Source organism: Curtobacterium sp. HSID17257, from assembly GCF_003989515.1.
Taxonomy (GTDB): domain Bacteria; phylum Actinomycetota; class Actinomycetes; order Actinomycetales; family Microbacteriaceae; genus Curtobacterium.
Map to the genome: position 1 here is coordinate 1 of NZ_RBLU01000181.1, position 4,597 is coordinate 4,597.

Sequence of the window (4,597 nt, forward strand, 5' to 3'; positions counted from 1 at the left end):
GACGACCGCGGCCCCGGCGACGACCATGACCCAGGCCGTGGCGAGCAGCAGGCGCTCCCGTCGCGCGGCGACACGGAGCACCCACGCGGCGAGCGCCACCGACCCGACCACCCACACCCAGGCGGGGTGCCCGGTGGCCGTCCCGGTGCGCACGAACCAGTACGTGACCACCAGCACGCCGAGCAGGTTCAGGGCGCGGGTGAGCACGGAGCCGCTCCGGTCGCGCACGGGCTCGGTCCACGCGGCGGTGGCGCTCCCCGGGTCCGGACTGCTGGTCACCGGACCATCATGCCGCTGGCCGCACGCGGGACGCGCTGGTCGACGACCAGGGCCCGTGAAACCCGGTTCAGCGCCAGGACGAGCAGGATCGCGCCCGTCGACGTGAGCAGGTGCGCGCCGAGGTGTCCGCCGACGACGTCGAGTCCGATGCGGACGGCGACCAGGAGCAGCCACAGCCCGGCCCCCGCCCAGCCGGTGCGCGACTCCAGCGTCCGGCCGTGGTCGTCGGGGGTCGTGGTCACGCGGAACCGGGTCATCGACCCCATCGCGAGGCCGACCGCGACCGCGAGCAGGGCCTCGATGCCGAGGAAGAGCACGTCGAGCGCCGTCACGGTGGCGGCCGCCTGCGCGAGCACCACGACCCCGACGAGGCCGAGGACGAGCGGGCCGCGCCAGACGCGCGCCGGGTCGAGCGTCCGCCAGGTCGCCTGCCGGTACGCCAGGAAGCCGACGAGGACGAGGCCGATGACGGCGTTCGCGATGAGCTGGGTGGACACGGTGGGCCTTCCGACGAGGTGTCCGGCGGGGGTCCCCGACCGGTGGTCCCAGCCTCGTGAGCCGGCGGTCGGCGGCACACCACCCACGGGTGGTGGTCCGGGTGGGGATCACGGTGGTGTTCCATTGGGGGCATGGCTGATGCGTTCGACGGGTTCCGGATCGGTGCGGGCTGGGCGTCGGTCGAGCCGGACCGGCACCGCCCCGGGTCCTTCACGCTCGTGGTCGACGGCACGCCGCAGTCACACGTCGACCTCGAGGACCCGACGCACCTGGCGTTCGAGTACATCCGGCGGATCGGGCACGCGATCGACCTGCTGCCGGAGGGCCCGATCACGGCGCTGCACCTCGGCGCGGGCGCGCTGACCCTGCCGCGGTACGTCGCCGTCACCCGCCCGGGCTCGCGGCAGCAGGTCGTCGAGCTGGAGCGCGACCTCGTCGAACACGTGCGCGAGGTGCTCCCCTTCCCGCGTGGCGCGTCGATCCGCGTCCGGTACGGGGACGCCCGTGAGGTCCTCGGCACGCTGCCGGCCGGGCTCCGCGGGACGGTGGACCTGGCGGTCGTGGACGTGTTCGGGGGCTCGCAGATCCCGGCACACGTGACGAGCGTCGAGTTCTACCGGACGGTCGCCGAGTTCCTCTCGCCCACCGGGATCGTCGCCGTCAACGTGGCGGACGGCGCCGGGCTCGCCTTCGCACGGGGGCAGGCCTCGACGCTGCAGGCCGTCCTGCCGTCGGTCGCCGCGGTCGCCGACACCGGGATGCTCAAGGGGCGGCGGTTCGGCAACATCGTGCTGCTCGGGTCGCGGACCGACCTGCCCGTGGCGGACATGCCCCGGCGGTACTCGTCCGACCCGATGCCGGCGAAGGTGGTGCACGGTCAGGAGCTCCGCGCCTTCACGGCGGGGGCCCCCATCGTCACCGACGCGACCGCGGTCGCGTCCCCCGAGCCGAACCGCAGCGTCTTCGGCGGCTGAGCCCGCGGTCGCGGCGCGACCACCCGTCGGACGGGAGGCCCGGTGCCGGTCCGCCACCGAGCCTCCAGGCCGTGGGACGGGTACAGGAGCACCGTGTCGCCCTGAACACGTCGGGCATCCGGCTGTCAGGATGGGGGACAACGACCGCGCAACCGCGCGACCGACCGAGGGAGTCCCCAGATGACGAACGACGACCGGAGCAACGAGGACCGGACGGGCGACGGCAACGCGCCGGGCAACGCCGACGCGCCGGTCTGGGGCAGTGCGCCGCAGCACGACCGGCACGACGCACCCCGCTACGGCGAGCGCGTCGACCCGGCGCCGGGTTCGGCACCGCAGTACGGCGAGCAGCAGCAGGGCCGGCCGCAGTACGGCGAGCAGGACCACGGCCAGCCGCAGTACGGGCAGCAGCAGTACGGCGACCGCGACCAGCACGGGCAGCAGCCGCAGTACGGCCAGCCTGCGCAGTACGGCGAGCACGACCAGCACGGTCGGCGTGACCAGCACGACGGCCGCCACGAGTCCCCGACGTGGGGCGAGCACCAGGGTTCCCACCAGCCGTACGCAGCGTCCTCGGCGCCGGCGAGCGCGGGCAGCCCGGCGTGGCAGTCGTACGAGGAGCCGAAGCGCAAGAAGAAGACCGTCGGCCTCGTCGCGTTCGCGCTCGGGGTCCTGTCACTCGTGCTCGGCGTCGTCGGTGGTGCCCTGATGGGCGCGGCCTTCGCCGGCAACCGCGCACTCGCCGACATCGCGCAGAACGGCGGCAGCTCCGTCGAGCAGCAGCAGCAGATGCAGCAGCAGCTGATGAACGACCCGTCGGCCCTGACCCAGCTCAGCGGCGGGCTGATCGTGGTCGGCATCGCAGCCGTCCTCGGGCTGTGGGCCCTCGTACAGGGCATCGTCGCGGCCGTCTCGGGCCGGGGTCGTGTCTGGGGTGTCCTCGCGATCATCCTCGCCGTCGTCGCCACCTTCGCGACGTTCATCGCGATCAGCATCGCCGCGGCCGCCGCGGTCACCGGCACCAACTGACCCACGCGTCGCACCGACGGCCCGTCCCGCTGCAGCGGGGCGGGCCGTTCCGCATCCCGGGGCCGTCCCGCGTTCTCGGACCCCCCGTGCGCGTGGCACCGCCCGCTCACGGGAGGCCGCGGTTACCCTCGAACCGATGTCCCTCCCGCCCGACGACAGCCAGCAGCCCGACCGCGCCGACCGCGCCCGGGAACCCCGTCATGCCGCACCGGGCGACTCCGCCCCGGTCACCGCGGGTGTGAGCCCGGGGAGCACCTTCGCGCCGATCAGCCTGCGGCCGGCGGTGGACGCCGACGTCGTGCAGCAACGGCTGCGCGACCTCGGGCAGAGCCGCAGCACCGAGGCCCTGGCCGAGCGGGCCGAGCTCCTCCGGCTGCTCGGTCGGCTGGACGAGTCACTCGTCGTGGCGGAGGAGGTCTTCCGCCTGACGATGTTCACCGGCGAACGGTCGGACAAGGTCGCCGCCCGCATCCGTCGCGCGCACGTGCTGCACGACCTCGGTCGCCACGAGCGTGCCGCGACCGAGGCCGCCATGGCACGGGACACCGCCCGGACCGAGGAGTGGCCGGAGCTCGAGGGCGCCGCCGCCGAGCTCGAGGGCTGGTCGCTGTTCGAGCTGTCCCGGTTCGACGAGGCCCGCTCGGCGCTCTCGCGTGCCTACCAGGCCTTCCGCCAGGCGGGTGCACCGTCCGAACGCACCGAGGCGCTCCGCACCGCGGTGGAGGCCGCGCTCCGGGCATCGGTCGCGCAGCCGAAGGCCGTCGCGGACAAGCCCCGCACCGCACGCGAGGTCGCCGCCCGCCGTGCCGAGGACGACGAGCCGCAGACGACGCGCGTCGCCGAACCGGTGAAGCAGGTCCCGCCGGTCCGCCGTCGTGTGCTCGGTGCACCCGACGCCGCACGCACCGACGCCGACGACATCTGGGGCCGGATCGCAGCCAAGGCGGCGCAGAAGGGGCAGGCGCCCCGCGACGAGCCGACCGACGACCTGCCGGGCACCGACCGCCGGTGACGGCACAGCCCTCGGCGGTCGTGCTGGAACGCGTCCGTGCGCGGGCGGAGCAGCTGCTCACCGCCCACCTCGGCCCGGGCCGCTGGACGTTCGCGTTCGACCACGCCAAGACCCGGGCGGGGCAGTGCGACTTCGGCCGTCGACGCATCACGGTGAGTCGGCACATCGTCAGCAGGGTGTCCGACGAGGACGTCGACCAGGTCCTGCTGCACGAGGTCGCCCACGCGCTCGCCGGTCCCCGCGCCGGGCACGGCCCGGTGTGGCGTCGCACGGCGGCCGACATCGGGTACACCGGGTCCCGCCTGTACGACGGACCCGTGGCGTCCGAGCTCGCGCCCTGGATCGGGACGTGTCCGGCGGGCCACGAGCACTTCCGCTACCGCACGCCGACCAGGCCGCTTGCGTGTGCCCGGTGCTCGCGGCGCTTCGACGGCCGGAACCTCATCGCCTGGGAGCGGCGCGCGGCTACCGCATGATCGATGCGGCACGTGGAGGCGCGCCGGGGAGCCGTTAGCCTGGTCGGATGCACACGGGGCAGCACATCCGGACGGACAGCGGGTCGTCGTGGTTCTTCGACGCCGGCCGGATCGCCCTGGACTTCGCCCACACCGGCGGCTTCGCGGACGACCCCGACGGCCGTCGCCCCCGCGCACGGCTCGGCGAACTCCTCGTGACGCCGGCCGACCTGCTCGACGACGCCGATGAACTCGTGCCCGAACGTGTGCCCGATGCGGGTGTCGGGCATCATGCCGTGGTACAGGTGCAGGTCCGACCCGCAGATCGCGGCCCGTTCGACCCGGACGAC

General features: G+C 74.4%; 5 protein-coding genes and 2 pseudogenes. 4 read left to right on the forward strand and 3 right to left on the reverse strand.

What is annotated here, in order from left to right; all coding sequences use genetic code 11:
- Both D8M35_RS15645 and D8M35_RS15650 read right to left on the reverse strand, forming a co-directional pair.
- Nucleotides 1–279 (reverse strand): annotated as a pseudogene (locus D8M35_RS15645) (hypothetical protein); the annotation flags it as partial.
- Nucleotides 276–776 carry a hypothetical protein gene (locus tag D8M35_RS15650; protein WP_126892651.1) on the reverse strand — a complete coding sequence of 167 codons (501 nt, stop codon included), beginning with the start codon at nucleotides 774–776 and terminating at the stop codon, nucleotides 276–278. The pseudogene D8M35_RS15645 and the gene D8M35_RS15650, both read right to left, overlap by 4 nt.
- Nucleotides 777–908: 132 nt before the next feature.
- Between D8M35_RS15650 and D8M35_RS15655 the strand changes: the two genes are divergently transcribed.
- The 4 genes from D8M35_RS15655 to D8M35_RS15670 all read left to right on the forward strand — a co-directional run bounded on the left by D8M35_RS15655 (nucleotide 909) and on the right by D8M35_RS15670 (nucleotide 4,268).
- Entirely contained in the window at nucleotides 909–1,751 is an 843-nt protein-coding gene (locus D8M35_RS15655) for a spermidine synthase (protein WP_126892652.1), read from the forward strand.
- 180 nt (nucleotides 1,752–1,931) lie between these two features.
- On the forward strand, nucleotides 1,932–2,780 hold the full coding sequence (locus D8M35_RS15660; RefSeq protein ID WP_126892653.1) for a DUF4064 domain-containing protein: 849 nt from the start codon (nucleotides 1,932–1,934) through the stop codon (nucleotides 2,778–2,780).
- Between the two features lie 136 nt (nucleotides 2,781–2,916).
- Nucleotides 2,917–3,792, forward strand: coding sequence for a hypothetical protein (locus tag D8M35_RS15665; protein ID WP_126892654.1), 876 nt, complete (start codon nucleotides 2,917–2,919; stop codon nucleotides 3,790–3,792).
- Nucleotides 3,789–4,268, forward strand: a complete 480-nt coding sequence (locus D8M35_RS15670) for a SprT-like domain-containing protein (RefSeq protein WP_238638276.1) — start codon at nucleotides 3,789–3,791, stop codon at nucleotides 4,266–4,268. Before D8M35_RS15665 ends, D8M35_RS15670 begins: the two co-directional genes overlap by 4 nt.
- A 203-nt stretch (nucleotides 4,269–4,471) precedes the next feature.
- Here the strand turns inward: D8M35_RS15670 and D8M35_RS15675 are convergent.
- A pseudogene (locus D8M35_RS15675) lies at nucleotides 4,472–4,597 on the reverse strand (alcohol dehydrogenase catalytic domain-containing protein); the annotation flags it as partial.